This is a genomic window from Hafnia paralvei ATCC 29927 (genome assembly GCF_001655005.1).
Lineage (GTDB): Bacteria > Pseudomonadota > Gammaproteobacteria > Enterobacterales > Enterobacteriaceae > Hafnia > Hafnia paralvei.
In genome coordinates this window covers 225,172-248,685 of sequence record NZ_LXET01000041.1, presented here as the reverse complement: position 1 = coordinate 248,685, position 23,514 = coordinate 225,172, and the positions used below count along the sequence as shown (strand labels likewise).

At 44.2% G+C, this 23,514-nt stretch carries 28 protein-coding genes; 24 read left to right on the top strand and 4 right to left on the bottom strand.

What is annotated here, in order from left to right:
* The first annotated feature begins 48 nt into the window (after nt 1-48).
* From M988_RS11635 to M988_RS11520, 24 genes are all read left to right on the top strand, one after another.
* A complete protein-coding gene (locus M988_RS11635; protein WP_008813204.1) occupies nt 49-303 on the top strand; it encodes a helix-turn-helix domain-containing protein in 255 nt (84 codons plus the stop codon).
* 125 nt (nt 304-428) lie between these two features.
* A complete protein-coding gene (locus tag M988_RS11630) occupies nt 429-710 on the top strand; it encodes a FaeA/PapI family transcriptional regulator (protein ID WP_020303804.1) in 282 nt (93 codons plus the stop codon).
* Nucleotides 711-1,493: 783 nt separating this feature from the next.
* Entirely contained in the window at nt 1,494-2,084 is a 591-nt protein-coding gene (locus M988_RS11625) for a winged helix-turn-helix domain-containing protein (protein ID WP_048797522.1), read from the top strand.
* Nucleotides 2,085-2,259: 175 nt separating this feature from the next.
* Nucleotides 2,260-2,496 (top strand): Flp family type IVb pilin, encoded by a 237-nt coding sequence (locus M988_RS11620; RefSeq protein WP_008813206.1) that lies wholly within the window; start codon nt 2,260-2,262, stop codon nt 2,494-2,496.
* Nucleotides 2,497-2,621: 125 nt separating this feature from the next.
* Complete coding sequence (locus M988_RS11615) at nt 2,622-3,059, top strand: A24 family peptidase (RefSeq protein WP_064574227.1); 438 nt, start codon at nt 2,622-2,624, stop codon at nt 3,057-3,059.
* A 19-nt stretch (nt 3,060-3,078) separates the two neighbouring features.
* Complete coding sequence (locus tag M988_RS11610; protein ID WP_020303802.1) at nt 3,079-3,900, top strand: SAF domain-containing protein; 822 nt, start codon at nt 3,079-3,081, stop codon at nt 3,898-3,900.
* Nucleotides 3,897-5,300 (top strand): type II and III secretion system protein family protein, encoded by a 1,404-nt coding sequence (locus tag M988_RS11605; protein WP_008813209.1) that lies wholly within the window; start codon nt 3,897-3,899, stop codon nt 5,298-5,300. Before M988_RS11610 ends, M988_RS11605 begins: the two co-directional genes overlap by 4 nt.
* Complete coding sequence (locus tag M988_RS11600; RefSeq protein WP_008813210.1) at nt 5,297-5,800, top strand: hypothetical protein; 504 nt, start codon at nt 5,297-5,299, stop codon at nt 5,798-5,800. Before M988_RS11605 ends, M988_RS11600 begins: the two co-directional genes overlap by 4 nt.
* Nucleotides 5,801-5,812: 12 nt before the next feature.
* Complete coding sequence (locus M988_RS11595; RefSeq protein ID WP_064574225.1) at nt 5,813-6,925, top strand: CpaE/TadZ family protein; 1,113 nt, start codon at nt 5,813-5,815, stop codon at nt 6,923-6,925.
* The gene (locus M988_RS11590) at nt 6,925-8,205 is read left to right on the top strand and encodes a TadA family conjugal transfer-associated ATPase (protein WP_008813212.1); all 1,281 of its coding nucleotides are present in this window, start codon (nt 6,925-6,927) and stop codon (nt 8,203-8,205) included. Before M988_RS11595 ends, M988_RS11590 begins: the two co-directional genes overlap by 1 nt.
* Nucleotides 8,206-8,208: 3 nt before the next feature.
* Complete coding sequence (locus M988_RS11585; protein WP_064574223.1) at nt 8,209-9,081, top strand: type II secretion system F family protein; 873 nt, start codon at nt 8,209-8,211, stop codon at nt 9,079-9,081.
* Entirely contained in the window at nt 9,081-9,920 is an 840-nt protein-coding gene (locus tag M988_RS11580; protein WP_008813214.1) for a type II secretion system F family protein, read from the top strand. Before M988_RS11585 ends, M988_RS11580 begins: the two co-directional genes overlap by 1 nt.
* The gene (locus M988_RS11575; RefSeq protein WP_039187643.1) at nt 9,907-10,644 is read left to right on the top strand and encodes a tetratricopeptide repeat protein; all 738 of its coding nucleotides are present in this window, start codon (nt 9,907-9,909) and stop codon (nt 10,642-10,644) included. Before M988_RS11580 ends, M988_RS11575 begins: the two co-directional genes overlap by 14 nt.
* Nucleotides 10,644-11,135, top strand: coding sequence for a TadE/TadG family type IV pilus assembly protein (locus M988_RS11570; RefSeq protein WP_008813216.1), 492 nt, complete (start codon nt 10,644-10,646; stop codon nt 11,133-11,135). The genes M988_RS11575 and M988_RS11570 overlap by 1 nt, the downstream gene beginning before the upstream one ends.
* A gap of 31 nt (nt 11,136-11,166) precedes the next feature.
* Nucleotides 11,167-11,685, top strand: a complete 519-nt coding sequence (gene tadF, locus M988_RS11565) for a tight adherence pilus pseudopilin TadF (RefSeq protein WP_048797521.1) — start codon at nt 11,167-11,169, stop codon at nt 11,683-11,685.
* Nucleotides 11,686-11,700: 15 nt separating this feature from the next.
* Nucleotides 11,701-12,057: a hypothetical protein gene (locus tag M988_RS11560; protein ID WP_248846507.1), complete on the top strand. Its 357-nt coding sequence runs from the start codon at nt 11,701-11,703 to the stop codon at nt 12,055-12,057.
* Nucleotides 12,033-13,283, top strand: a complete 1,251-nt coding sequence (locus M988_RS11555) for a TadE/TadG family type IV pilus assembly protein (protein ID WP_064574219.1) — start codon at nt 12,033-12,035, stop codon at nt 13,281-13,283. Before M988_RS11560 ends, M988_RS11555 begins: the two co-directional genes overlap by 25 nt.
* Nucleotides 13,284-13,654: 371 nt before the next feature.
* Entirely contained in the window at nt 13,655-14,197 is a 543-nt protein-coding gene (locus M988_RS11550; protein ID WP_004090491.1) for a hypothetical protein, read from the top strand.
* Between the two features lie 53 nt (nt 14,198-14,250).
* Nucleotides 14,251-14,766, top strand: a complete 516-nt coding sequence (locus tag M988_RS11545) for a hypothetical protein (RefSeq protein WP_008813219.1) — start codon at nt 14,251-14,253, stop codon at nt 14,764-14,766.
* Between the two features lie 16 nt (nt 14,767-14,782).
* A complete protein-coding gene (locus tag M988_RS11540) occupies nt 14,783-17,347 on the top strand; it encodes a TcfC E-set like domain-containing protein (RefSeq protein ID WP_064574217.1) in 2,565 nt (854 codons plus the stop codon).
* Nucleotides 17,334-18,047 carry a hypothetical protein gene (locus tag M988_RS11535; protein ID WP_020303799.1) on the top strand — a complete coding sequence of 238 codons (714 nt, stop codon included), beginning with the start codon at nt 17,334-17,336 and terminating at the stop codon, nt 18,045-18,047. Before M988_RS11540 ends, M988_RS11535 begins: the two co-directional genes overlap by 14 nt.
* A gap of 3 nt (nt 18,048-18,050) precedes the next feature.
* Complete coding sequence (locus tag M988_RS11530; protein ID WP_064574215.1) at nt 18,051-18,944, top strand: hypothetical protein; 894 nt, start codon at nt 18,051-18,053, stop codon at nt 18,942-18,944.
* A gap of 10 nt (nt 18,945-18,954) precedes the next feature.
* Nucleotides 18,955-19,467: a hypothetical protein gene (locus M988_RS11525; protein WP_008813223.1), complete on the top strand. Its 513-nt coding sequence runs from the start codon at nt 18,955-18,957 to the stop codon at nt 19,465-19,467.
* 127 nt (nt 19,468-19,594) lie between these two features.
* Nucleotides 19,595-20,230, top strand: a complete 636-nt coding sequence (locus M988_RS11520) for a helix-turn-helix transcriptional regulator (protein WP_064574209.1) — start codon at nt 19,595-19,597, stop codon at nt 20,228-20,230.
* Between the two features lie 167 nt (nt 20,231-20,397).
* On the opposite strand, the gene M988_RS11515 is transcribed toward M988_RS11520, so the two are convergent.
* The 4 genes from M988_RS11515 to M988_RS11500 all read right to left on the bottom strand — a co-directional run bounded on the left by M988_RS11515 (nt 20,398) and on the right by M988_RS11500 (nt 23,504).
* Complete coding sequence (locus tag M988_RS11515; RefSeq protein WP_064574204.1) at nt 20,398-21,738, bottom strand: AppA family phytase/histidine-type acid phosphatase; 1,341 nt, start codon at nt 21,736-21,738, stop codon at nt 20,398-20,400.
* Nucleotides 21,739-21,890: 152 nt separating this feature from the next.
* Nucleotides 21,891-22,304: a helix-turn-helix transcriptional regulator gene (locus M988_RS11510; protein WP_039187653.1), complete on the bottom strand. Its 414-nt coding sequence runs from the start codon at nt 22,302-22,304 to the stop codon at nt 21,891-21,893.
* A gap of 161 nt (nt 22,305-22,465) precedes the next feature.
* The gene (locus M988_RS11505; protein WP_020303797.1) at nt 22,466-23,326 is read right to left on the bottom strand and encodes a GHMP family kinase ATP-binding protein; all 861 of its coding nucleotides are present in this window, start codon (nt 23,324-23,326) and stop codon (nt 22,466-22,468) included.
* The gene (locus M988_RS11500) at nt 23,319-23,504 is read right to left on the bottom strand and encodes a hypothetical protein (RefSeq protein ID WP_008813228.1); all 186 of its coding nucleotides are present in this window, start codon (nt 23,502-23,504) and stop codon (nt 23,319-23,321) included. Before M988_RS11500 ends, M988_RS11505 begins: the two co-directional genes overlap by 8 nt.
* Nucleotides 23,505-23,514: the final 10 nt, after the last annotated feature.

Genomic DNA, 23,514 nt, shown 5'->3' with positions numbered 1-23,514 from the left:
AAGTTAACTGAGTGAATGAATAAAACACCTGCTTTATACGGAGGTAGTATGGACTCTCATGATATATCGAGTAAATTAGCGGACAACTTTAATAGGCTCAGCGCGGAAGCTGCTTTAACCGAGCGGGAACGCTATGTGGTTTATCTGATAATGAAAGGTATCACCACAACCACAATCACTAAGATCCTCAATAGAAGTATCAAAACCATCAGCGCTCAAAAATGCAGCGCCTATGAAAAATTAGGTGTGAGCAACGATGTTCAATTTATCAGAAAGGTAATTAGCAGCACTAAGGACGAATAACACGCGCTCCAAACCACATAAATTAAAAAGAGTCAGACGATTTGTGTTTTTATGCCACAGCAATGCCATGTAAGGAATACCGTCAGCCGGTATTTTAGTCATGGATTCACCTAATGGGAGGTACTATGAGAAGCGAGAAGTTACCACGCCAGCTAAAAAAGCAGGAAATTTTGAAAACTCTGCATCGCCTTTGCAAAAATAGAGCATCAGTTCAAGGAGGAAAAGGTTATCTACCCGAACCAGAGCATTGGCCAAAAACGAGGGAGCTATCTGATAGCTGTGGTGTGAGTATTTATACTACTCGTGCCATTCTTTTACAGTTAGTAGAGGAGGGGAAAGTGATCAAATCACCTAAATCACTTCTTAACTCTCTACGTTGGTATGTGAAGGAGGAATCTGAACATTGAGATTTTCCCGCAACCCCTTCTATACAAAATGAGATAACAACTAGCGAATTTTGCTATAGCGTGGTTATCTCAGGAGTGCTAGCTCACCTATGTGGGCTGCATTATTGCTTGCGATATCATCGCAGCGTTATCTAAAAACAAATCTAACAGGTGTAAAAGCTGCAAACTTTAAGTTTGCAGCTTTTTTTTTGCTTTCACGGCAGCCCTAACATTCATGGGTTTTCCATAAAGCCACGACGTGCAATACACTCATCTGTGCATGATCCTTAGCGAAAACTTCTCATACCTACATACCTATGTTGATTACTTTCAATAACTCTTACTAATCAACGATTGTTCTCAGTGGATTAAGTTTTTTCTTATTATCAGAGTTGATAAACTGATTGGATATTATCTTAAGATAGCGAGTCAAATCATATTCTACTGGCTTGAGTTATTTAAATTCACACGATATATCTGAATTTATAGTGATTATATTTTTTATCAAGCATGGCTTATTGATGGGGATGATCTCTTTAGGATAATGATTAATTCTTCTTTTATTCAGCTCGCGATCTTACATTCTTTATTAAAAGATATATTAGTGTATGTTTCAGTATATTATTCTTATTTTCCATGAATGAGATTAAATGAGGTTTGTGGGGTTTCTTAGCCAATATCTCTCTTGTATACTTCGCCCTTAATTACGACATCCAATAAGATCGCTGAGAATATTGAGATTCTATTTTTGACAGTAAAGGCTAATAATGGTGAAGATTAAAGTCACACTGGAGCTTACGACTAATGAATGATGTAAGTAAGGATGATTCGATATTCATCCTTGGGGATGGTATCCGGTTTGAGCCTGAGAAACGTTGCCTCATAAATGATTTTGGAACAGTCATTAACCTGCCTGAAAATAGTTATCGATTTTTACTTCTTTTGCTAGAAGGAGAAACGGATAAACAAAACATTATCAATCAGGTTTGGCATGAGCAACGGGGATCTGTAAGCGATAGCAGTTATTATGGTCAAATCTATATGCTGAGAAAGTCCTTTGACCAGATAGGGCTTTCAAGTTCGTTGATAAAAACGATTCCGAGGAAAGGCGTAAAATACATGGGGAGCGTGCTACGTGAAAATAAGTCGATACCTGACCTTGCCACAGAAAGTCGAATTAATGTGATGCCACTAGCGACATCAGCAGGTTTTACCGAGGAGCTGATATCACCTTTGGACAGCGTGGGTTATCAGACCCATTCTGAGTCTTCTGGAACAGGCAATGAGTGGTATCACTCACGCCGCTGGAATATTTTTATCTCTGTATTGGCGCTGCTTGCGGTGTGCTGGATATCAACGCTGATCGTGATTGTTATTTTCTTTTTGGCTAAGTGATTGGCCTATGTTTTTTATCATTAACAAATTATAAAAACAAATGTGACCTCAATGAGGACTATAAAGATGGAATATTATCTAATGGCTGGGTCGTAACCTTTGGGGAATCGGCTAAGTAAGATAGTAATTAATATGTCCATCACAACGGATGGATATCCATTCACAAGGAAAAATAATGAATAACTTTTTAACTAAATGTTATGTGGCTGCTCATGTTCGCTTTCATGAGTTTGGTAAAGACCAACGCGGTGTTACCGCGATTGAATATGCATTAATTGGCGTAGCCATGGCGACTCTGTTGGCATTCATTTTGGGTGACCAGAATTCTGGTTTCTTGGGAGCACTGAAAGAGGCATTTGACAAAATTGCTGAAGCAATCCAAAGCGTTACTATCAGTAAAACCGCGCCTTAAGGCTGTTATAGTCAGTTAGAACGCGTTTTTTATAAGACTCTCTGTTTAGCAGCAAGAACATCACGGATGATATTCTTGCTGCATTTTTGTCGCTAGTACCCATAATAAATTTAACGAGCAAAGATATGACTTTGATGATTAAAATTAATTTTATTGTCACATGTATAATTCTGGTTTTTATCATGTGGCAGGACATTTTCTTTAGAAAAATCACTCATTCTAGTCTGCTATTGTTGTTCGTTTCTTTAATCCCACTTATTTTTCTGCAACAGCAATGGCCCAACGTCACGTTTGCCATTCTGACCCTGATGGGAGGTTTCCTGCTTTTTGTTGCACGCTTATGGGGAGGAGGCGATGCTAAGCTGGTTGCCATATTAGCCCTAGCATTTCAAGGCGCGCTATTTTACGACTTTCTTTTTTTGACTGCTTTTCTGGGTGGCGCTATTGCTATCTTTGGTCTTGTTTTTTTTCGTAATAATCTGCGTAGTCACGGCGTTCCCTATGGTGTTGCCATTTCTTTAGCATTTATTTTTGTGTATCCGCTGCCATCTTTGTTTTATTAATATAACTTAGGACATCTCAATGAATCATCGAATGCTTTTTTTTCTTTCAATTATTGTTATTGCCGTCGGTATTGCTGGTATTTTTGTTCAAAAGAAAACACCGGAGAATGAGGTTAAGCAAGATGCCATTACTGCCGTAAACACGATTACGGTTGCTAAGGCAGTGAGAGAACTAAAACCTTATGACATCTTAAAGCGTGATGATTACACACTAACCTCTATTGAGGTTGCCCAAGATATAAAAGATCGTCGTGATATTTCCTCATTAGATAACGGAGATCTTCAGGGATACTTAGTTAGGCACAATATTTCCAATGGCAGCTTTATTTTACCTCATATGGTTGAGTCGCCAAGTAGCTCGACATTTGCTGCTCATTCATTGAGAAGCAATGAGACTCCTTATTCTTATAAGGTCAAGCCAGAAGATGATTATCTTCTATCATCGCTATCAATTGGCGATGAGGTTTCTCTTTATCTTCGTTTGATTGAGGTTGATAAAAGTAAAAAAAATAGCGTTGGGCTGGTAACGGAAGGGAGCAATATTCCTGATGCCAATATGAAACGATATGCGATTAGCCGAGTGATGGGGCCGCTATCTATTGTTGATATTAAAAAGATCCCTAAAGAGAAAACGAAATCCTACAGCAATGAGGATTTTGTGGGAACGATCGTATTGAGACTGGATAGCCAGCAACTTGCTGAACTTAAGGTGGTTGAGAAAGCCGGTGAATTGTTGTTATTCCCATTTGACGAATATGAGGATGAGAGTAACCAGAAAATACGAATGGATGAGGTTTTACCCCAGTTTAATTCAGTTAAAGAGTTGAGAGGTGGAGAGTGAGTTTTAGCTTAACGGAGCAGCGAAAAACACATAGTAAAACAGGGCGTGCCGGCATCGGAGCGTTGTGGTTGATTAGTATTGCTGGATTGTTTTTTTCTGTGCATACCCGCGCTCAGGAGCTTTATATGGATGCGGGTGAATCTCAGGTTATTCAAGTGAATGGAAATATTGATACTATTTTCATTTCTGCTCCCAAGGTTGCCGATTATGAAATTATCGGTGAGCGCGGGGTGATGGTGTATGCCAAGAGTGAAGGCAAGACCGATCTTATTGCATTCGACAAGAATGGCGATCAGCTAGTAAAAACGACGCTTGTCGTTGATCCCATTTTAAGTTCGTTGCAAAAAAAGGTGTCTAGCTTAGTGCCAGACAGTCAGATCACCCTGCAGAAAATGGGGAAGACTTATATCCTCAGCGGCAGTGTCGCGACTGAAGAAGACCGCGATCGTGTTTATCAGATTGTTGGTGAGGGTGTTGGGGCGACGCGCACCACCAATAAGAAAGAGGTGGCCAACACGAATGGAGGGAGTGGCGGAAACGGTGAGAATAGTAATTCTTGGTTGGATGAAGTCGTCTATCAAGAGGTCATCAACCAGCTAAAGCTGCCGATGACAAATCAGGTTAACGTGAAACTCTCTGTTGTTGAGGTAACGAAAACTTTCAGCGATAACGTAGGAATTGATTGGGGCACTATTAGCGGGAGTGGCGGGAATATCACACCAGGTACTTTCCGCTTTGTGAAATTTAACGCTGATACGCTCAGTTCATTGGTACATGCCATCAGCAATGATTCGGTAGCGCGCGTATTGGCAGAACCGAATTTGTCGGTGCTATCGGGTGAATCTGCAGAATTTTTGGTCGGCGGCGAAGTCCCTGTGGTTACAAGCTCAGCAAACGGCTCTAACGTTCAGTACAAGGACTTTGGGATCAAACTGAATGTAGGCGCTAAAGTCAGCAGCAACAAGCGGATACGCGTTACTTTGGGCGAAGAGGTCAGCAATGTCGATAGTACCTATAGCACTAATGCGGGCGATTCATTCCCAGCCTTCCAGACTCGACGAGCAAAAACCACCGTTGAGTTGGCTGATGGTGAAAGTTTTCTCTTAGGTGGACTGATTAGTAATAACGAGCGCGAAGAGCTTTCTCGTCTGCCGTTCATTGGCGATGTCCCTATCCTTGGGGCGTTATTTAGAAATGCTAAAACGGAGCGTTCACGCGGTGAATTGGTGGTAGTGGCGACAGTGAATCTGGTTAAGCCCGTCACCATGCGCGACATTGTCATGCCTGATTTTCAACGAACGTCTACGCTGAGCCGCTTTTTAAATTTTGATGCCATCAGCAATTTGCGTGATAGAAAACTGGCACAGGAATTTGTAGAACAGGGAGGATTTATTAAATGATGCTCTCAAAACACCGGTTCATTACGCCACTGTTCGTTGTATCGCTGCTGCTAACCACATCCCAAAGCTTGGCAAGCCAGTTGGATAAACAGGGTTCTCCGCAAATAACAGAACAGATCATTGAGATTGCCTCAAGCGATCAAATTTCAAAAGAGATTGGTATCGGAAAAATATTGAGTCAGGCCAGCGGCGGATTCAATGGCTACATTCGTCTTGAATGGTTCGATGATAATTTTTCAGCAACAGCTAAACAGATAAGGCATGAGTTAATTGCCAAGGGTATTGTACCTGAACGTATCACACTAGCGTATACCGGCGGTGGTTATAGAACACAGCAAGCGTCGGGTATTCAGGCTCATGTCCAGAAAATAGTGCTGCAATTACCCGAGTGTCGCTATTTGGCGCAGAATTATAAATTTAGTCTTTATGACGATACTGGATGCGCACTGAATAATAATCTCGGTTCTTCATTAGTTAGTCCATATAAATATTATTTCTGAGGACGAGCAAGCATGCTGTTATTCCCGCAAAAGGGTGATGTGAAGTCATCTCTCAATGAGAAGGCTTTTTATGTTTTATCTTCACGTAAGATCATCAATGAGGAATTGAGCCAACTGATAAGACTGGCGGGTTTTAATCAGGTAGAAAGCGTTTTGCAAGATTTACATGCGACAAAGACGCTGACTATTTCTGAAAAAGACTATGGCATCGTCATTGATATAGGCCATCAGGAATATATTGAAGATATTGTACCTACGATTTTAGCGATGGTTCCACGAGGGGTATGGTGCTGTGTCGTGGGCGATAGTGATTCTATCATGCTAGCGCAGGCCTTTTTACGCCAGGGTATTCAATATTTTAATTTGAACTCTCAGCGTGAGTTATTTGTGCAGGCAGCGATTTCAGGAACCAATCTTAAAGCCACTCGCTGGGCAGTCAGTATTAGCATTTTGGGCTGTAAAGGCGGGGTGGGAAATAGTTCCATTGCTTACCAAACCATCAGCAATATTGTTCAGTTACGGGACATGCCATCCTTATTTGTGCAAGGCGCAGCCGGGTCTCGCGATCTTGATTTACTGACAGGCAAGAAAATGGTGCAGGAGATTGTTGCGGGGCAAAAAAACCTCGATCTGATGAGTAGTAGTAGCGCGTTTTATCCCGATCTCTCGCAGGACAGTTTTCAGAAATATAACTTTGTATTGTTTGAAGAAGCGATAAATACGGCAAATAAAGAGACGCTACGGCAATTAGTTGAAAGCTCATCCTGTCTGGTTTTAGTGATGGATCGCTCCATGGCATCTGTACGTGTGGCTCGTGGCATGATTGAGGTCATTGATTCATTAAATCGCTCCCAGCTTGCCCCACGTAGATTGTTTATCTGCCTGAATGACAGCAGGCCATTCACCATGAATATGCTGAGCATGGAAGATATTCAGTCGTTGTTGGGGCGTCCGCTGGACGTGCATTTTCCTTATAACAAACAAAAAGACGGTGTCACGCGTTTAGCGGGGTTTAGCCGCAAAGCGGCCCCTATCGATCGTTTAACCCGCTTAATTCTTGGCGGAACATCAGGTAATAAGGGCTCGTTGATTAATCGCCTGTTGAAGAAACGTCAGGAGGTATAATGGATATCAGTATTGAAATTCAAGAAGTGCTACGTGAAGGCGTTTTACAAAATATCGAAATCAATACTATCGAAGCCTTGGTTGAGGATCGTGTTCAGCTACTCGCGGAAATGAATCGTGTGCTGGAGGGCGTAGCGGAGCAGCAAAATATCTATTTGAGCTCCCAAACTCAGAATGCTTTTGCTGAAATGATGGCTGATGAAATTTTGGGCTACGGCCCATTAAGGCCTCTGCTAGAAGATGAGACCGTCAGTGATATTTTGGTAAACGGGCCGAAAAGTATTTACGTAGAGCGTTTTGGTAAGTTGGAGCTGACCACGTGCCGCTTTATTAATAATAATCAGTTGACTGATATTGCTAAACGTTTAGTTCAAAAGGTGGGGCGGCGCCTTGATGAAGGGCGGCCTCTGGTTGATGCTCGGCTGCATGACGGCAGCCGTTTGAATGTCGCAATCCCCCCTATTGCGCTTGATGGCACCTCGATTTCTATTCGTAAGTTTGGAAAAAGTAACATCGAGTTATCCGATCTCATTCGTATGGGGGCGATGAGCGGGCAGATGGCTAATTTCCTGATTATTGCCGCCCGCTGTCGAGTGAACATTATTATCTCCGGGGGAACTGGCTCAGGTAAAACCACGCTTCTGAATGCGCTGTCAAAATATATCGATCCAAGTGAACGTATTATTACGATGGAGGATGCGGCAGAGTTGCGGATGATGCAGCCCCACGTATTGAGAATGGAAACGCGTTTAGCCGGGGTGGAGAATACCGGTCAAATCACCATGAGAGCCTTACTGATTAACTCACTTAGGATGAGACCAGATCGAATTATTGTCGGTGAGTGTCGTGGTGAAGAGTCCTTCGAAATGCTGCAGGCGATGAACACCGGGCATGATGGATCTATGTCTACGTTGCATGCAAATAATCCACGTGATGCTATTTCTCGTTTGGAGAATATGGTGATGATGGCTGGGATGAATATCCCAATGGAGTCGATACGCCGAAATATCGTTTCTGCAATTAACATTATTATTCAAGTATCGAGATTAAATGATGGTAGTCGAAAAATAATGAACATTAGTGAGGTTATGGGTATTGAAGGAGATAGGGTTATTTTGCAGGATATTTTTACCTTCCAAAGTCAATCAGAGCGTGATGAAAATGGAAAAATTAAAGGTGAGTTTGTTAATCATGGTCTTTTAATGCGTTCTACCGTCATGCGCAATGCGGTGATGTTTGATGTTAGTGATGAGCTAAAACACATATTCGGCATGGAGTAAGGAATGGCTTTTCTGATCCTATTTATTGGTCTAGCGATCTTCTGCGTTAATCTATTTAACTGGCGAAAATTGACCAAGATTGCGTCAAAGAGTCACGCGAATCCAAAGCCGTCGCTGGTCATAAATTATGTGACGAATCTATGGTTGGAGTGGAAGCGATATGCGTTAGGTGATTTAAGCCTTAAAGGAATGAAAGGCGCGATGGTGGCTCTAATACTTTTGCTAGTGCTGTTATTCCTTAACGCTAATTGGCTGCAGTTTGACGTGATGTTTTTCCTGCCAATAACGCTAATGGTGATGTTTATTGCCCAACTGAGAATCGGTCGTAGCCTGCATCGCCGATATTTTGAAGACCGTTTCCCTGAAATCCTCTCCGTGGTCAATGCCGCGGTTTCTGCGGGTAACAGTATTCATCAGGCCTTACATCGTTGCGGAGAAGGAATTGATGGCGATTTGGGCGTCACATTTCATCGCATCGATCGCCGCTTGAATTTGGGAGAAGATCCCGAGCGTGTCTTCAACGATGCGTGGGAAAACTATCGCTATCGTGAGTTTTATTTTTTTGTCGTGGTGATGTTGGTGAGCCTTCAGCATGGTGGGCAGTTACGCACGTTAATGGGGCGGTTATCGCGGATTGTGAACAACAGCAAAAATATGGCTCGGCGTAAATCGGCGATGACCTCTGAAGCGAGGACATCGGCCAAAATCGTTGCATCTTTACCGCTGCTGTTTTTCTGTGGAATGAAATATTTCAGTCCTGAGAATTTTGACTTTGTCGTTCACGATCCTGTAGGTCGACTCATTCTTTATTATGTGATTGCCAGTGAGGCGATTGGCATGATCATTATCTGGATTCTGTTAAGAAGGGCACTTTAATGGTGATGTCATATTTAGTCATGGTGCTGTTAGGTATTTTCATGGTGCTATTGGCAATACGCCATCAGCAGTATTGGAAAAAACAGCGGGAAATTGTCGCGCCTAAGGCTGAGAGTAAGCAACAGAATCAGTATTCAACAATCGATTATCGAGCGTTGATTATAAGTAACAGCCAGTGGCTAACGTTTCTTAATGATTTAGAAAAAAGCCTTCCTCTCAAAGCGCGTATTTGCGGCGTGATTGGCGGGGTATTACTGGTTCTAAATATTGTTGGTATCTTTTCCATCAGTATGAAAGCGCTAGCCATGATCATGCTTTTTATTTTTATGATTGTATTGGTGCTGCCAGCCATGATGCTAAATCCAGCGATTAATACTCGTATTAAGTTGATGCTGGATGCGTTGCCTTATTTTGTCGATCTCATTGCTGTGTGTGTGCAGGCGGGCATGACGGTTGAAAGCTCGGTGAAATTTATTGCTGAACGTTCAGCCGATCTCGATAAAAATCTAGCGGATTTAATGTTGCATCTCGTTAAACGTGCCGAAGTGAGCGGATTGGAAGAAGGATTAATGGATCTCTATCGTTCGATGGATATGACGGAAATGCGCATGTTTTGTGCCACCCTACAGCAGAGTGTGCACTATGGCACATCGCTATATGAAAATCTGATGGAGCTTTCGAAAGATATTCGAGACATGCAGCTACTGAATTCGGAAGAGAAAATAGGCAAGCTATCCGCCAAAATGAGTGTGCCGCTAATTCTATTCATCATGTTCCCTATTACTATTTTAATCGCCGCACCAGGCATTCTAAGGATTATGCAAAATGCACATTTCTAAACATATCGTTATAGCGCTGATGTGTGCCACATTATTATCAGGATGTATTCAACGAGTGCCTAGCTCTACCAGCGATATGAATTACCGGGAAGATATATTGCTCAAGGCAAAAAACTATAACGGATTAATTAATCTTTATCGCAGTTGGCTAAAGCAAAAAGAAGATCCAGCGGTACGGCTTAAATTAGCACGCTATTACTATCAATCAGGTGATTACAAATCGTCACTCTACTTTATGCAGCCGTTGTTTAAAACACCGGACCTAAACGTTTATACGTTGCAAGCACAAAATATGATTGCCCTAGGTGACTATCCGCAGGCCATCAGAGTGGCTGAAAAAATGTTACAACGCGAACCGCAAAGTGCGGAGGCTTATAACCTGAAAGGTGTGGCTCAGGCACAGTCAGGCAAGCTAACGGAAGGATTGCAGTCTATCGAAAAGGCTCGCAGCCTGTTTATCGCTGATGATGTGGCTATTAATAATATGGCCATGGTGGCGGTATTGGATCATCGCTATCAGGATGCCGTTAGCTTGTTGCTGCCGCAGTATTTACGTGGGCGCAAGCAGTCTCAACTGCTTCACAACCTAGTACTGTCGTTGGTTAAGGTCGGCGATCGCCGCTATGCCAGAGATATCATTATAAATGAAGGATTATCGGAGCGTAGCGACGAGTTGATTGATGCGCTGGCCATGATTAATCCAACAGAAAAAGGAATGGGGTAATGGCATTACGCAAACGCTTTATCAGAGATAATGAAGGCGCAGCCTCAATTGAATTTTCTTTGACGGTAATACTGTTTATTTTCTTGGTGCTGTTTGTCGCCGAGATTGCGCGGCTGTCTTATATCTCTGCGGTAATTGATTTGGCTGTTTCGGAGGCTGCCAAAGAGTCTAAAAATGCCTCTGCCGTCGATGATGGAGGTTACGACAATCGTTTCCAAAAGCGTATCACTGAGCAAGGCGGTGCTATTTGGGGGTTCCTAACTCGGCCGGACGCCGTCACGATGAATATTACCTATGCCGGTTCTATTCGAGAAATGACTGATACAGGCGGCACCAGCGGTGACTCGCGGTATAAGCCTTTAGCGCGTTATCAATTGGAATATCAATACCATCCTATGTTCTTCCCCTTTCCCGATATTTGGGCCAACAACTTATTAAATCGCGAGGTGATTTTTGTTCAAGAATATGAACGTTCCAAGTTTATGGACTGACAGGCGAGCCTCGGTATCGGTTGAGTTTGTCATGATTTCGATTGCGCTCATCTTCTTTATTTTCTTCCTGACGGATTTAGTAATTCGTCAGGCAACAATTGGGAAGTTAGATCGTGTTTCTTATTCAGTTGCCGGTATCTTGCGTGAGCGGATCCAGCTCTATGACGCACGCGAAACGTTGAACCAACAAGACGTTAATGCCATTGCCGATTTAGCGAGACGAATACTCACAGATATGAACAGCACGATCGACCTTTCACAGATGAGCATGCATGTTGAAGAAATGCATTTCGAAGATCCTATTCGTTTAGGTGACGATAGAAAGCAGATCAAGCTGTATAAGTCTTGGGACAGTGGCAGCTCGGGGCAATGTTTGCCACCACAGCCGCTTAATCAATTGCAGCAACTGACGCCACGCGGTAGCTATGGGCGATGGGTGCCGCTCTATCAGGTAACCGTTTGTCTGCCTACGTTTAGCTGGTTTACCCGTCTAACGTCGAGCGAGGAAAAGCCTGTGATGTCTTCATTCTCCATTGTGATGCTGCGCTAGATGATGAGGCTTGGTGTGTTATTGAGCCTGCTGTGGCTTCTGTTTCCTCTTCATGCTGCACAGCAACAGGCGGTGATATTTATCGATTCGGCTCAACCAAATCAGTCGAACTTAATCGATGAAATAAACCAGATGCTTTATTTGAGCCCAACGTATAGAGCACGAGTGAAAATTGAGGTTTTCGATATTAACCCCGCAGGGCCGGAGTTTATCGGGGAAATAAAATATATCCATGACCGAACGGGGAAGGCAGTGGCGAAATATCGCCCTGGTCCTTTACCTTATCTTATTTGTTTTAATGACAATAAAGCGGGCAGTCGCGGAACCTTAAATAATAAGGAGCAACTATGTTTATGCAGCAATCACTGTTAGCCAGTATTCGACGCTTTAAACAGGATCGCAGTGGAGCGTTTGCTATTAGTTTTGTCATGATGTCGGGATTTTTGCTCAGTATGGCGGCGTTTGGGCTGGAAGGTTCACGCTATATTACTGAGCGAGCTCGGCTCTCTGATGCCATGGAGCAAGCCGCGTTGGCATTAACGGCAGAGGATAACGGTGATGGAGCACAGCGAAATTATACGCTGTCGAGCGATTATTTTCGTGCCTATATGCGTCACGATGTGGATGTTTTTAAACCCACCGTGATTGTGAAAAGTGGTATTTCACCCAATAACCAGAATTTATCGTATGTAGAATATCGGGTGAGTGGGCAAACGCTTCAGGATTCGTGGTTTTCTTCTACGTTCTTCCCCAGTTTTGACAAGCAGGTCGTTATTGGTGATAACGGGGCAGCACGTAAGTTTCGTTCCAACATGGACGTTATCTTTGTTACCGATTTTTCAGGTTCGATGAACGAAGGTTTTGGCGGTAGTACCAAATTAGCCGAACTAAAACGCATTGTATTAAAGCTTTCAGATGAGCTATTTTCCTACAATATCGATAATAAAGTTGGCTTTGTCCCTTTTGGCTGGGGAGGCAAAGAGGGGACAGACTGTGATTTTCCGTTCGTGAGTCATGGGCCAGTTCCCTCGGATATATTAGCAGGCGGAAATTACAAGGCATTAGAGAAATACATCGATATTTCAGGCAGCGTAGCAGCAATACCGAATCCAGTTCATGATATTCAGATCCCACTTTCCAACGTTAACGGGAGTACCTGCCTACGCAACAGTCATTCTTGGAAAGTTCCGTTGACCAGCAGCCTTGCTGAAATAAATCAAATTAATGGCATGAGTGCCGAAGGAGGAACTTTGGTTAGCTCTGGCGTATTGCTTGGCGTACCTTATTTAGCCTCAGGTACAGCCTCACGCAAGGTTATGGTCATTGTTTCGGATGGTACTGATGATCCCAAAAATGTGATGATTACGCCGAATCTTATCAACGCGGGCATGTGCGATAAAATTAGACAGGTGTTAAGTACGGATGAGTCAGTGGGAAAAATTTCATTTATTGGCATTGCCTATTATCCAACGGTAGATTGGAAAAGCTGCGTTGGAGATAAAAACTTTTATTTACCTCAAACCATTGATGAGTTAGAGGAAGATCTCCGCCGAGCCGTGTTTGAAGAAGTTGGGCATAATATTCTTAAAGATAATTAATTTCATCTGATTTTATCTTTCTCACTGCTATGGACATAATTACTGTTGATGCTTTGTGAGGAAAACTGAGATTTTTTTCAAGAATTTATTTTAGCCAAAATTTACTATGGCCTCCGTAATGTAGCGGGTCATGATTATTAAAGAGCAAATATGTAATAGGGAACTTTACATCGCGTCATTGTACGGTATTACAGTGTGCGCAAGATCTTTAGTATTCATCGAGCGCTGTTCATTACGCAGCAAAACGGAATGGCATTATCAACAATACCTCCGATTAGTGTATTTAATGGTGTCATCCATTAACGCTATTTATCGTGTATGACGTTATCCCGTTTAAAGATTCATTTTTTATAACAAGGATTTAATTTTTAATGAAAACCCAAACTATGTTGTCTGTATTGGCTGGTCTTGTAATGTCTGCTTCAGCAATGGCATCGACGCCAGCAAGCTATGATACTAAGTTCAACGTCAGTGCGAACGTTCCTGATAGTGCGACCATTACCGATCCGGGTGGCCGTCCTATCACGGATATGGACGTAGAACTAACACCAGCGGCGTCAGGCTACATGGAGGCGCAAACCACCGCGTTAAAACTGTGGAATAATGACGTAACCAAGCTGGAAGTCGCTTTGACTTTGGATGATAGCCAGTCTGTCACCGGTGATGCGTTTACTCTGTATAGCACTCAGGGCGGCACACTTAATGATATGACTTATAAAATCAGTACGATTACCGCTGCGGGCAGCCAAGAATTTGCCGCATCTGGTGATTCAAAAGATTACACCCTGAATGCAAACGGTACACATGGTGAACTGCCACTGATGTTTAAATTTGTTTCAGATAAAAAGTATGACGCACTGGGTCAAGGCAACTACACCGGCGTTGTATACGCTAACGTAAATGCTAAACCTTAATATTCTTTATTAAATCAGGTCAGGGTCAGCGTTAGGCTGGCCCTGTTTTAAACATGATTAAAAATAACTGTGTCGTTGGTATTGTCGCCGCGCTGTTGTTATGGAGTCAGGCAGTTTTTTCAATACCTAATTCTCAGGTTGATTTGGATATCTCTGCTGAGTCGATAGCAAGAATCGCGCTGTATTATGAAGATAGACCTCTTAATGGAAAAGAATTTGATTTCCCATTACCTATTAATGGTATTTCTCAGAAGTTTGAAAATACGTCGAGTTTCTTTCATCTGATAGGCAATGTTGATAATGCTGAGATTGTTTTTTTAGAAAATCAGTTTGTGCTACCACAGGTTTTTGGTGGGAACACACATATTAATTTGGATGGGAGTTTTATTCATCAAGGAGGCGAAACGGATTCTACTAAAAAACTGCGGCTTCCTGTGTTAAAAAATATTAGCCAGGCGACAACTTCCAATGGTTTTAAGGTTAAGTTTATTTCTGAGTTTTTGGCTGGGAATTACACCAAGGGTAAATACGCGAATACATTTACATTAATCGTAATGCCTATTTTATAGATAGAGACAGAGAATAATGAATAATAAAATAACTGCCAGCATTGTTATTCTTGGTGTCGGTTTCGGCTGTGCATTTACCCCATTAATGGCCTCTTCGATTCCACTGCCTGAAGGGTTTGAAGACATTTTTAACGCCAAGCAAAGTGGAGTGTTTGACATTATTTATGCGGATTCCTCAATCGGCTCCATTGGCGTTGAGTACGATCAAAACGATGTTTTTCTGATGTCGCCACAGGTGATTGTTGAGCAAATAACCGCCGTGGATATGCCTGCGCTGAATGTCTCTCAGACGGAGTTGCTCAAGAAACTTTCAGCCCCTTTGCGTCGGGTGAATAAGCAGGGTTTTTCTCAAGATGAGATTGTAGCGACGGTAAATGAATCAGACGCTTCATTGCATCTCATTTTTCCAGCCTCCCTGTTTAAAACGGGAGACAAGGCTTATGACAGAACCTATATTCCACACCGTAACCGCCCCGGTTTTGTGCATAGTCATAATCTTAATTATCTCTCTGATACCTATGGCGATAGCCTGAGTTTATCTTCAAATGACACGCTCAATATTACGGGCAACAGCTACGTTAAAGGAGCATGGAGTTATTCCAAAGAGATTGATTTTAATCTTGATGAATTGGCGCTGTATCTGGAACACGAAAACACCCGTTTTAAAGCTGGCCGGCAAAGATTGAGCGATAATCTAATATCGAGTACGCCTTCGGTGACCTACAGTTTTTTCAATCCTGTTAGCTTTGACGGTATTTCGTTGGGGTATATGACCGATAACTACCTCAATCCTGGTGACGGTGCGGCCTCACCCGTCACCGTCTATCTACCACAGGCAGGCACGGTTGAGGTGTATCGTAACGGGCGTTTAATCGATCTGCAGCAGTTTCCTGCGGGCTTGCAGCACTTAAACACCGAAGGGTGGCCGTCTGGTGGCTATGATGTTTTGTTGGTATCCAAGCTGGTTAACGGCAGCCGCGAGGAGAAGCTCCAGCCTTTTTTGAAACGTAATGGCTCATTTCGCTCTGGCGATCTGGAGTATGCGGTTCAGTTAGGTCGCTATGACGATCATCAGGGGCAGTTTTCGTCTAATCGTTATTCATGCCGCCAGTGCGACATAGATGGGAATGATCGCGATCGTTATTCTCGTCAAAGCCATTTTGCTGGGCTGTCGTTAGGGTACACCACCGATTCAGTGGTCTCTCTTGGCAGTGGTTTTCTGATGGACAACGAGGATGGTTATGCTAATGCCAGCCTAGACTTGCCGATCAATAGCTGGTTTGCGGAACGCCTCTATGCAGATGGCGTGATGGGGCTTGACGGTAGCTCCGGCTATCAGGTTGGGTTAATGAAAAACCTGTATGCCCTGAGCATGAATGTGAGTTATCGCGACAACCGTTTCAAAGGGGATGAAGAAGATTATCATCGCTTTGGCCTAGTGCCCGCTTACGATTTTGAATATTTACAATTTGGCGCTAATACTTTTTTGCCGTGGAACGTTGGGTTAGGGATTAACTTTGGTCTGAATACCCTTTATCAGGATTATGGCCGCCAAAATAAGACGGAATTTGAAAGTTGGGACGTAAATTTAAATCGTGACTTTACCTTGTCGGATTATTTAAATTTGCGTGTCGATCTTGGCTATCACCGTGGCATTAACGAGATGACCAGCCGATATTCCCACAATACGACGGCAGAAGACAAAATATTTGCGCAGTTTACCTTGGGAATGCGTGAGCGTAGTTATAACCATTACCAATCCCTCTATTTACGTTCACGCATGAGCGATGAGGGCGGTAAACAAAATATTTATAGTGCAGATTATGCATTGAATCTGGATAACCCAGAATTCGACCGCGGTGGGAAATATACGGTAAATGCCAGCGTAAATCATGGGCCTAATAGTGAGAATAACAGCGGTGCTGGCCTGGTGATGGATAACGGCTATGGCTATACCGCCGTTGGCGTATCCAAGTCTTTTGGCAATAACCATTACAGTCAGCAGTATCTTTCGCAGCGTAGCGGCTTTGCTATTGGTGACGGCGAGTTTGGTTATGGCAAAGTGGATAATACCGCAGCGCTTATTGTGGATGCCCGTTCGTTACCTGAAGATCAATATTTCGAGGTGCGTAACCGCGGTAATGAACCGGTAGTGGTAGAAGGAGGGAAAAAAACAACGCTGACTATTCAGCCATACCAGAAAATATCTCCAAAAGCGGAACAGGTTTATACCACGGATACTAACGCGTTTTACAACCTCTCGACCCAATCGTCTTCTACTTGGGCCATGCCGGGGCAGGTCTATCACGTCAAAGTCAATGCGACAAAAAACCAGACTGTCACCGGTCGCCTCTATCTCGACGGAGTGCCGTTGGCGAACGCTCGCGTGGTGGGCGGTAATGCGATGACCGATGCCGAAGGATTATTTGTTGGTGATTTTACGCTAGATACCGAGAGCCAGTTAGAAAAATTGAAGGTGAGTAAAGAAGGGCTGAGCTATATCTGCCCGCTAAATAATTCGAACGTCAAAATGACTCAAGGCATTATGCAAATACGTGAGGTTAATTGTGAAACTGAATAAATTGGCAATGTTGCCACTGGGAATAGCTTTGCTTACGTCTACGAATATTTCACAGGCTATTGAAGTATTTCCCATCATTAAAGACATTAAGCAAGAGTCACCGCGTGACAACTATGTGACCGTTAAATCGATGTATCGGGCAGTTGATAGCGTTGATACCACCAAGTCAGAAAATAAGAGCTATGAATTCGTGACGCTAGAGCTTTTCCATATTACTAACCCTGGTGATAGTAAAGAAAACATGGTTAAAGAGCTTGGTGCAGAGGATCCTACGCTGGTGTTTTCGCCCACTAAATTGATTATTCCTTTTGGCGAAGAGCGCAAAGTCAGAATTATGCCACTGAAGCCGGTTGAACGAGAGACACTATATCGTTTGCGCATACGTCCTAGCTATCCAGAGCAAGAAATTGATAAAGGTAAAGTCCGTTTTGCTATTGGTTATGACGTGTTGCTGCGTTATTTGCCGGAGGGAAAACGCACCCAAGGTTTGGCTGTTAGCTGTAGTGGTAACCAGTGGACACTCACGGCGACAGGTAACGTACGCAGTGAAATGCGCGATTTGGTGATTGACGGGCGCAAAGACAAAGCCGTATTCAACGTTTATCCAGAGCATACGCGAGCACTCACTGTGAACAGTAATTTGGCGTTTAACATGGATGGCAAGCTCTATTCCTATGAGAAATGTCAGCTTAAGGAGTGATGCATGAAGTCCCCGATGTTATTAGCGCTAGCGTTGTTCCAGTCTAGCTATGTTTTAGCGGGATCATGGGTAATACAACCTCAGTCGAACGGTTCGATCCGCATGTTGCATGAAGGGATTAGCGAGGCGAGCGGCACGGATACGCTTACTGTGCGTCAACCCGCCGATAAATCGCTGACGCTACAGGTTTCTCCTGCGGGCAGCGGACGCTGTGAAGGCGGTGATTTAATGCTTGGCGCGCTGCGTTTCCCGTTGAAGTTTTTTATGGATGAACGTCAGGTGGTATGTGGCGACCTGGTGACGTTTGCTCCACCGGCGAGTGAAAAACGCGTAGGTGTGAGAGCCGTGAATCGTACTTTTAAACGGGAGCGCTCGTTTACCCTACCGAGTTCATTTCCCCGAGTGCAGATAGGCAACGTGAATTTTAACATTGAAGACGGAGGAGGCAGCGAGAGCTATCCAATCTATCTGGATCTGACGGCACTGCAGACTGAATCGGCGACGATTGAGGCCACATTTGATAAACCCGCATTGTCATTGGGGCTGGTGGGAGAACTGAATGATGCCACCGCCACTGCCCGCCTGAAAGTGGCTAAAACTTTGCAGTCGGGCGATGAGCCACTGCCTTATAGTGTGACTTTTGAGTCAACGCAGCAAAAAGACAGCCACTATCAACTCAGGTCTTCGGTGGGAGCAAACTTAATTCCTTACCAAATAAGCATAGCGGGGCGTGAAATAGAACCCGGTTTTCAATATCGAGGAACGCTACCCAGCGGAACCGCGACGGTGGATTGGGTGGATATCAAATTCTCGCTGAGTGGTAAGACAACCCGAGGGCTAGCTGCGGGTACACGACTGATTGATACGTTGACGGCCGTTATTACGCCGAATAGTTAAGGATAAACCGATGAAAGATTCTTTAGTGGTAACCACGCTGGCACTGGCGTTGATAGGCGTAAGTTCTTCGCAGGCGGCGATCCCGGTGAGAACCAGTATTGATTTACAGGCTGAAATAAGTACCAGCGTGCGGGTCTACGTGGCGGGTAATGACGTAACCAACGGCTCAATTAGCCTGCAGCTTAATGACAAAAATGGCTATATGTACGGCGTTACACCAGCGTTTAACTTCGTTGGTAATGCGAGTGCGGTGTCTCTGTCACTGAAAACCCCAGTAGCAAATCAGCTGATTTCAGAGAATGGGGACGCGATGCAGATTAACCCAGCATGGATCCGAGTCAATGGGGGGGACGTATCGGCGTCGTATCCCCTGAATAACCAAGCGGTTTATCCGACAGTACAGGATATTCCGGATCCTTCACAAGGGGTTAAGGTGCAGTTTACCTCAGCAAAACGTAGTGAAACTTATCCTTTGGGAACGTATAGCGGCACCTATGAGGTTATTGTCACGCCTTCGGTATAACCTTATTTGGGTGTTTGAACTGCGCTCAAATACCCAAGTGATAGTGATTGAAATAACAGGGAAATAAGCCGTTTATTTTGTTGACTGAGCAAGATAATGCTGTGTATTACCCCGTGGAGCTTGTCTAGTGATTAACGTATTTGTAGATGACAGGAACGAATATTATAAGTTTGGATTGCTACATTTTCTAAATGAAATAATTGGGCTTCACACAGATCAAAAAATCAATTTATTGCATCAAGAGAAAAGTCTATCGAAGGCCGATATTATTGTCCGTGTTTTTCCAGCAGGAGCTGAAACGCTTTGTCATCCAGAATTAGTCGGGCGTAAATTAGGCAGTTTACTTATCAGTATTTATGAAGGAGATATACAGATGCTGAAACTGTCATCGCGACCACACTGTTTCGATAATACAATGTTTATTCATCGCACAGAGCGGATTAACATGCTGGCTAAAAAGTTTATTTATGCTTGGGCTCGAGCGAGAGCCATGACGGATAGACTGCACGGTTGTCGTCAGGGATGCCGCAGTTGCTCGAGCGTGGAGCTTTCCTTGCAGGAAATTAAGATCATAAGCTATATCACCTATGGTTTTACGCTGGCACGTGTTGCGAATATTTTAGGTTTGAGTGTAAAAACTGTCAGCGCGCATAAACGTAGGGTGATGCGAAAATTTAATATCAAAAGCAACGCCGAACTGATTATTTTGTGCCGAGCAACGTTGCAGGTTACTAACCAGTCTAAGGTTTGTTTTCTGCCCTAAGCAGGAATCAAGCGTTCTGTTCAACCTGTGTAAAAAAACACGGAAGGGGGAAGAAGACGAAATACTTTGGGCAAGTGCACCGTAATGAGTTTTTTCGCTAAGAGCTCATCGGTGTACTTGCCCTAATATTACGCTTTGGCTATTTGCATAGCCTACCAGCAAGCGGGTTAAGGAAGCTGGCATGCAGGCTCGAGGCTGTGGCTGACTAAGCGGCTGAAGGTGGAGAGCGGGCAATAGCCATCGGGTGTTTGATCGCTGCAACCCGGTATGTTTAGTCGTACGCTGCCCGCAGGGTGCTGCAACGTTAGCGGTGTCTGGTCGTGCAGCTGTGCTAGAGTCTGATACACCATATTCACGCTAACATACGGTTTCCCTTCTTTATCTACCCAGCGTTCAAACACTAAAGCTCCGCCTGGAGGCGTGTTATCTGGCTGTCCTGGGAGTGTCCATCTCATCCCTAACATGCCAGAAATATTGGCAATATTGGTGTCGTGACCGGCAATAAACAGAATCTTATTGTCTGGAGAAATATCTGGCAGTGGATGACTCGCGATATCAGCTCCCAGTGCGTGGGTAATGGTTTGTAACAGTGGTGTACCGTTATGCTTGGCGATATAAGGCGTGCGGGACATCAAGTCAAACTGCGCATTGTGCAATTTCAACAGAGAGTTCCATTGCTGCTCAGAGTGAATATTCCCCCAAGCCACCTTAGGCATCCCTTGAGCGTGTTCCAGCAGGAAAATTTCAGCCAGCGTTGATGAAAGTCCTACGGCACCTTCGAGAGCCGCTTTATTACCATCGTCTTTTATCGCCAATCTACTAGGCATCGCCTGTGAAAAATCGCAGAGTTTGCCAATGTTGTGCTGCTGACAATAGGGGGATTTTGGAAAATCGAGTACCGAACTCATCAGGGCTAAAGAGGCTTGATAGCGTTGATTGAGCCTCTCAATCGGTGCACCTGCTTGTTTTTCAACGGCGGTGCGTAACTGTGATTTATCCATCGAACAGATACCGGCTTTCACAGGATGGAACAGCGGATCGGCCTGCTGAATGTTTTGCTGATGGTGGATCGTTAAATCACACTGGGGAGCAAGACCCGCTAAGAAGGCCTCGCCGGTTTTACGTGTGCGTTGATCGACGTCTGCCCAAACATACACGGCATCGGGTGTAGGACAGTTATCCTTAGATAATAAGCCTTGTTGCTGGAGTCGTTCTCGATAAAAACCGCCCATCAGGCTAATCAGATGTTCGCCACGTGGCGTGATATAGCCGAGTTTTACCGGCCATTCAGGCCACTGGTGAGGTGTGACGTCGCGCATCGTTTGTGTCATTTTGGTTGGCGCGCGTACGCCATGTCTGCTTAGGATAACAACCTTTTCCAATTGGAACCCAGAAGGAGCAGTATCACTGGCGTATGCCGGTAAACTTGAGAATAAAGCCACGATCAGAGGACATAAAATACGCTGTGCAATAGCGGGTTTATTACGGTTAAACAGAGAGATTGTCATTTACAGCCTCTTTATTATTTTGGATGTTACGCAGATTCACCGTTGAGTCTAGGATTAATAGTACACATAATCAAAAACCTATCAGCGAAGAGGATCTGCATCCACGCTAATATACGCCATAATCACAGCGGGAACATTGTTTTACCCTCGTTTTATGCGGGATCCGCAGCACACTCACTTGATGTGCGAGTGGCATGTAAATTCTCATGCTCAAATCCTTCACTCTGGTAAATTGAGCGATAACGAAATTCTGTCGGTGACATATTAAAATAACTTTTAAATATCTGACAAAAGGTGCTTTGGCTTGGGAAACCTAATTCTCGGGCAATTTCGCAAATTTTCATATTGGTGTGAGCTAGCATTTCTGCAGAGGCTGTTAATCGTTTTTCTCTTATAAAGGATGAAATGCTAACACCTTGGCTTAGCTGAAATTCACGCAGAAAATAGGAGCGCGAATAACCGGTTATTTTTATAACATCGTCTGCTTTTATTCCTCGGTAGAGGTTTTCATTAATCCAACCTATTACGGTAGGGAAGCTTTGGGTGACAAATTTTTCTTTGTTCATATGCTGACCTTATAGGCTAAATTAAAATTAGTTTATGGTCAGTATTATATCGATTGTACACTATGCAAAATATCAAGTTATTGAAGACAATAAGTTTAGAAAAAATGAACGAGCTGACTGTGGCAGAGGATTTTTGCGCGGATGAATCACCGCGTTTAGGACTATCGCACTCCGCCAGGGACCATCGTTAACAGATGTTGGTTTGGATAGTTTTGATGGATTTTACGCTGTCGTAGCTGCCAGTATAGCTGTTCAACGTCGTGGCGCTGGCGGTCCAGCAGTAAGCCGACTACGCTACCGCTGTGTGCAACGTTGAGCCCATATAAGTCCAGATCCTCGACTAAATCTAACAGGGTAGGAAAATCCGGCTTGACCACTAAATGCTGGCTGGCTTTGGCGCTGAGGGTGGTGGATTGTCCGAGCAGGGCGTAATCATGGTGTTCGGCGGCCTGCGTAAAGAGCTGCCATGCTTGCATTAACGATGGGGCGCTTGCCTGCAGCGCGGGCAAACGATGACGACGGTGATAATCTTCGGTATTCAGAGTATTTGGGCTTTCTAGCAGCAGAATATCCACGCAGGGCTGCCAGTCGTACGAAATCTGCGTGGCGGCAGTTTGATGATCGAACAATGTTAATTGATGGAACACGGTGCTGTCGGTGGGCTCAAGACGGACGCACAGATTCGCAATGGTTGTCTCGTCTAGCGTTTCTCCCAGATGACGAGCCGTTGCTAGTGCAGTAGCAGCAATATCAGCCGTACTGCTGGCAAGGCCTTTGGATACCGGAATCGTGGAGTCGAAACTGATATGCAGGCCTCGCGCCATATCCGCAGGCTGGTCGAAGTAAGCTAGCACCGCCTTTAGCATTTGTCGCATCCGCGGTCGTTCAAGGTCGTCTGGGCATCCGTCGGTGACCGATACGGTGCTGAACCAATTGATTGGGCAGGAGATGAGTTTTTCTCCCCCCAGTATCCAGCCCTGAATCAATTCGCCACAGGACGCGGGGCAGCGAGCTTCAGCCATGGTGGGCTCCCCGCAGTAAAACGTTGGCTAAAGGTAATCTATCTACCGTATCTTTGATGGCTGCTTGGAAGCGATCACGCGTCAGCGCGGGATAATGGGCAACGGTATCAACGATGTTTTCTGCGCTAGCCTTGATTTTCACTGCTATTCCCAGCACATTTCCACCTCGTTGACTCATTACCACGTGC

Excerpts from the sequence above, each read along its gene's own strand:
- M988_RS11635 (WP_008813204.1), top strand. The coding sequence starts at position 49 with ATGGACTCTCATGATATATCGAGTAAATTAGCGGACAACTTTAATAGG.
- M988_RS11630 (WP_020303804.1), top strand. The coding sequence starts at position 429 with ATGAGAAGCGAGAAGTTACCACGCCAGCTAAAAAAGCAGGAAATTTTG.
- M988_RS11625 (WP_048797522.1), top strand. The coding sequence starts at position 1,494 with ATGAATGATGTAAGTAAGGATGATTCGATATTCATCCTTGGGGATGGT.
- M988_RS11620 (WP_008813206.1), top strand. The coding sequence starts at position 2,260 with ATGAATAACTTTTTAACTAAATGTTATGTGGCTGCTCATGTTCGCTTT.
- M988_RS11615 (WP_064574227.1), top strand. The coding sequence starts at position 2,622 with ATGACTTTGATGATTAAAATTAATTTTATTGTCACATGTATAATTCTG.
- M988_RS11610 (WP_020303802.1), top strand. The coding sequence starts at position 3,079 with ATGAATCATCGAATGCTTTTTTTTCTTTCAATTATTGTTATTGCCGTC.
- M988_RS11600 (WP_008813210.1), top strand. The coding sequence starts at position 5,297 with ATGATGCTCTCAAAACACCGGTTCATTACGCCACTGTTCGTTGTATCG.
- M988_RS11595 (WP_064574225.1), top strand. The coding sequence starts at position 5,813 with ATGCTGTTATTCCCGCAAAAGGGTGATGTGAAGTCATCTCTCAATGAG.
- M988_RS11590 (WP_008813212.1), top strand. The coding sequence starts at position 6,925 with ATGGATATCAGTATTGAAATTCAAGAAGTGCTACGTGAAGGCGTTTTA.
- M988_RS11585 (WP_064574223.1), top strand. The coding sequence starts at position 8,209 with ATGGCTTTTCTGATCCTATTTATTGGTCTAGCGATCTTCTGCGTTAAT.
- M988_RS11580 (WP_008813214.1), top strand. The coding sequence starts at position 9,081 with ATGGTGATGTCATATTTAGTCATGGTGCTGTTAGGTATTTTCATGGTG.
- M988_RS11575 (WP_039187643.1), top strand. The coding sequence starts at position 9,907 with ATGCACATTTCTAAACATATCGTTATAGCGCTGATGTGTGCCACATTA.
- M988_RS11570 (WP_008813216.1), top strand. The coding sequence starts at position 10,644 with ATGGCATTACGCAAACGCTTTATCAGAGATAATGAAGGCGCAGCCTCA.
- tadF (WP_048797521.1), top strand. The coding sequence starts at position 11,167 with ATGATTTCGATTGCGCTCATCTTCTTTATTTTCTTCCTGACGGATTTA.
- M988_RS11555 (WP_064574219.1), top strand. The coding sequence starts at position 12,033 with ATGTTTATGCAGCAATCACTGTTAGCCAGTATTCGACGCTTTAAACAG.
- M988_RS11550 (WP_004090491.1), top strand. The coding sequence starts at position 13,655 with ATGAAAACCCAAACTATGTTGTCTGTATTGGCTGGTCTTGTAATGTCT.
- M988_RS11545 (WP_008813219.1), top strand. The coding sequence starts at position 14,251 with ATGATTAAAAATAACTGTGTCGTTGGTATTGTCGCCGCGCTGTTGTTA.
- M988_RS11540 (WP_064574217.1), top strand. The coding sequence starts at position 14,783 with ATGAATAATAAAATAACTGCCAGCATTGTTATTCTTGGTGTCGGTTTC.
- M988_RS11530 (WP_064574215.1), top strand. The coding sequence starts at position 18,051 with ATGAAGTCCCCGATGTTATTAGCGCTAGCGTTGTTCCAGTCTAGCTAT.
- M988_RS11525 (WP_008813223.1), top strand. The coding sequence starts at position 18,955 with ATGAAAGATTCTTTAGTGGTAACCACGCTGGCACTGGCGTTGATAGGC.
- M988_RS11515 (WP_064574204.1), bottom strand. The coding sequence starts at position 21,738 with ATGACAATCTCTCTGTTTAACCGTAATAAACCCGCTATTGCACAGCGT.
- M988_RS11510 (WP_039187653.1), bottom strand. The coding sequence starts at position 22,304 with ATGAACAAAGAAAAATTTGTCACCCAAAGCTTCCCTACCGTAATAGGT.
- M988_RS11505 (WP_020303797.1), bottom strand. The coding sequence starts at position 23,326 with ATGGCTGAAGCTCGCTGCCCCGCGTCCTGTGGCGAATTGATTCAGGGC.
- M988_RS11500 (WP_008813228.1), bottom strand. The coding sequence starts at position 23,504 with ATGAGTCAACGAGGTGGAAATGTGCTGGGAATAGCAGTGAAAATCAAG.